The organism is Hansschlegelia beijingensis, from assembly GCF_045505405.1.
Classification (GTDB): Bacteria; Pseudomonadota; Alphaproteobacteria; order Rhizobiales; family Methylopilaceae; genus Methylopila; species Methylopila beijingensis_A.
This window is the reverse complement of sequence record NZ_JBJKEX010000325.1, coordinates 1-3,438: the sequence shown is the minus strand read 5'-3', so window position 1 is coordinate 3,438 and position 3,438 is coordinate 1. Positions and strand designations below refer to the sequence as shown.

4 protein-coding genes and 1 pseudogene are annotated in these 3,438 nt (G+C 68.4%); all 5 read left to right on the top strand.

Features of this window, described 5'->3' with window-relative positions; translation table 11 throughout:
- Positions 1-241: hypothetical protein (locus tag ACIKT0_RS15315; protein WP_474998505.1), on the top strand; the 241-nt coding region annotated here is incomplete at its 5' end.
- A 12-nt stretch (positions 242-253) separates the two neighbouring features.
- Positions 254-607 (top strand): hypothetical protein, encoded by a 354-nt coding sequence (locus ACIKT0_RS15310; protein WP_407106183.1) that lies wholly within the window; start codon positions 254-256, stop codon positions 605-607.
- Positions 608-614: 7 nt separating this feature from the next.
- Entirely contained in the window at positions 615-1,499 is an 885-nt protein-coding gene (locus tag ACIKT0_RS15305) for a 50S ribosomal protein L11 methyltransferase (protein WP_407106182.1), read from the top strand.
- An 81-nt stretch (positions 1,500-1,580) separates the two neighbouring features.
- Positions 1,581-2,423, top strand: coding sequence for a universal stress protein (locus ACIKT0_RS15300; protein WP_407106180.1), 843 nt, complete (start codon positions 1,581-1,583; stop codon positions 2,421-2,423).
- Positions 2,424-2,492: 69 nt separating this feature from the next.
- A pseudogene (locus ACIKT0_RS15295) lies at positions 2,493-3,140 on the top strand (aminopeptidase P family N-terminal domain-containing protein); the annotation flags it as partial.
- Positions 3,141-3,438 lie beyond the last annotated feature (298 nt).

Here is a 3,438-nt window from a genome sequence, read left to right as displayed (position 1 = left end):
CGATGGTCATCGGGCCGCCGCGTCGCGCGCCAGGGCCCGGCGAGGCGGTCCGATGACCATCGAGGGCGAGCTGGTCGCCTCGTCGAGCGCGAAGTCCGCCGGCTTCAAGCGAGGCGCGCGCGTGTTCCACCAGAAGTTCGGCAACGGGACAGTGGTCGAGGTCGACGGCAACAAGCTCACCGTCTCGTTCGACAAGGCCGGCGAGAAGCGCGTGCTGGACGGCTTCGTGAAGGCGGCCTGAGGAGGCCGCTAGATGCGAGAGGCGATAGTCATCAACGACTCGCCGTCGCGCAAGCGAGCTGGTGACGTGCGGGTTTATGCCTCAATTGAAACCGCTGTCCGCTCGTTGGAGATTTGCGATGTTGCGGATAAACAACTTCATCTCTGGGACGCGTCAGGCGATGAATTAGCCGTCATCGCCGCTGATCTGACTGAAGTGAGAATTGAGAAGAAAATTCCCCGGGTTAACTCCGTCGATACTCTGACCTCTGTGCTCATTGAACACATCTCGAGACATGAACCATCCACTCTGATGGCCGGGCCGTCATTGAACGAACTCCTGACGATCGCATATCGGCTCGATCCTGATCCCTACAGCGGCCGCTGAGGCTCACATGCAAACCCCTATGATCCGCCTCGCGCTCGACGAGGCCACCGCAAAGCGCGTCGCCTACATGCTCGACGACGCGTTCCCGTTCGGCGAAGTCTCGGTCTCAGCGTTCGAGACCGGTCCCAACGCCTGGAACGTCGAGGTCTACGGTTCGCCGGAGCTGTCGAGCGCTGAGCTCGCCCAGGCGATGCGCGAGGCGCTGGGCCCGGAGAGCGCAGGCCTGCGGGTCGAGGAAGGCGCGATCGACGAGGCGGACTGGGTGGCGAAGAGCCTCGCGGGGCTGAACCCCGTGCCGGCCGGCCGTTTCGTGGTCCACGGCTCGCACGATCGCGACAAGATCCCCGCAGACGTCATCGGCATCGAGATCGAGGCCGCGCTCGCCTTCGGCACCGGCCATCACGGCACCACCCGCGGCTGCCTGCTGGCGATCGACGAGCTTCTGACGGAGCGCCGTTTCGAGCGCGTGCTGGACCTCGGCTCCGGCACCGGCGTGCTGGCGATCGCGATCGCCCTCGCCCAGAAGTCCCCGGTGCTCGCGACCGACATCGACGAGGTCTCGGCGCAGATCGCGCAGGAGAACGCCGAAGCCAACGGCGCGGGCGAGTATGTCGACTCGATCCACGCCACGGGCTTCGACCATCCGGCGTTCGCCGAGCGCGGCCCCTTCGACCTGATCGTCGCCAACATCCTCGCCGGGCCGCTGGTCGAACTCGCCCCCGACGTGAAACGCAACCTCGCTGCAGGCGGCCGGGTGGTCCTGTCGGGTCTGATGAACCACGAAGCCGAACGGGTGGCGGCGGCCTATGCGGCGCAGGGGCTCGAGGTCGTGGCGTCGCGTCAACTCGAGGGCTGGTCCACCCTGGTGCTGGCCGCAGCCACGGAAGCGTGATCGGACGAATTGATCCAGATCATTCCGCTCTGAACGAAGCCGGGCCGCAAGTCTCGCCTCCACCTGCTGGAAGAGGGACGCATGCCTCAGATCGACAACATCAAGAACATCCTCGTCGTCGCGACCGAGGAGGGAGAGGGCGAGCGCTCATCGGCTTTGACCTACGGCCTGTCGCTCGCCGCCCAGGCGGACGCCCGGCTCGTGATTCACTCGGGCTCGGTGCCGCTCAACGTCCCGCATTCCCGCAGTTCGGCGATCGTCGGGCAGCTTGTCGCCGAGGAGAACGCCCGGCTCCGCCAGCTCACCGAGCGGGTGGCGGAAGAGACGCGCCGCGCTGCGGCGCTCGCGGGCGTCACCTGCGTCGTCGAAGCGCCGCAGCTCTCCTATGCCGAGCTTCGTGACCGCATCCTGGCCGAGGCGCGCGTCAGCGACCTGATCGTTCTGGACGCGGATCCGAGCGTCATCACGATCGACGGCGGCCTGCTGCGGAAGCTGATCTTCGCGAGCGGCCGGCCGAGCATCGTGGTCCCGAAGGGCTTTCGCGAGTTCAGGTGCCGGCGGATCATCGTGGCCTGGGACGGAAGCGAGCCCGCCGCGAGGGCCGTCTCCGCCGCCATGCCCTTCCTGCGCGCCGCCGAGTTGGTCGAGATCGTCTGCTATCTCGGCGAGAAGGACCTGACGCGGAGCGCGCCCGGGGCGGACATCGCGGTCGCCCTCGGCAGGCACGGCGTGAACGCCGTCGTCAAGGAGCTCCCTGCAGGCCGCGACATCGGCGAGAGTCTCAGGGAGCAGGCCGGGCTCTCCCACGCCGACCTCATCGTCATGGGCGCCTTCGCGCGGTCGTCGCTGGTGGAATGGCTGTTCGGCGGCGTCACGCAGAGCATGCTGGCGGACAGCAAGACGCCCCTGATGATGGACCATTGACGCGACGCTGACGCAGATGCGCCTTCGGCCGCGCTGGCCTACAAAGCCGTCCGGCCTGGAGGAGCGCCCATGTTCGAAGCCCGGTTCCAGACGTTCGAGGAGACCGCCGATCCCGGCCAGGGGGCGGCGCGGCTCGCGGCGCTGCGCGAGGCGCTGGCGGCGGATGGCCTCGACGGCTTCCTGCTGCCGCGCGCGGACGAGCACCAGAACGAGTACCTGCCACCCTCGGCGGAGCGGCTGGCCTGGCTGACCGGCTTCACAGGCTCCTTTGGCGTCGTCATCGTACTCACTGACAAAGCGGCGCTTTTCGTCGATGGTCGCTACACGGTTCAGGCCCGCTCTCAGGTCGACCAGAAGGCCTTCGTGATCGTCAACGTCGCGGAGCTTGCGCCGTCCGAATGGCTGAAGCAGAACGCCGCGCCCGGCCAGAAGATCGGCTACGACCCGCGGCTGCACACCGTGGACGGCTTCGAGCGCTTCGAGGCCGCGGCGAAGGCGGCGGAGATCGAGCTGGTCGCGGTCCGGGACAATCCGCTCGACCGGCTGTGGACCGACCGCCCGGCCCCGCCCCTCGCGCCGGTCGCCCCGCATGACGACGCGTTCGCCGGCGAAGGCGCCGCGGCGAAGATCGCGCGGGTCCAGAGCGAGCTCGCCAGGGTGAAGGCCGACGCGCTGCTCGTCACCGACGCGCACTGCCTCGCCTGGCTGTTCAACATCCGCGGCGGGGACGTCGCCCACACGCCGCTGCCGCTCGGCTTCGCGGTCGTGCGCCGCGAGGGACGGATCCATCCGGCTCGGCTCGTCGAGCGGGCGGTCATGGTTCAGCCATTGGGTGACGAACGGCCCTCCCCCGCGGATGCGGTCGGACAGATGGCCGACCGCCATCGCGTAGGCGTCGGCGTTGTTGTAGCGCTTGATGACCCGATAGTTCTGCAACATCAGGAAGGCCGGGCCGCCCGCGCCGCCAGGAAGGAACAGCGTCGCGCGCGTGGCGCCGCCCGGCAGGTCGCGCCCC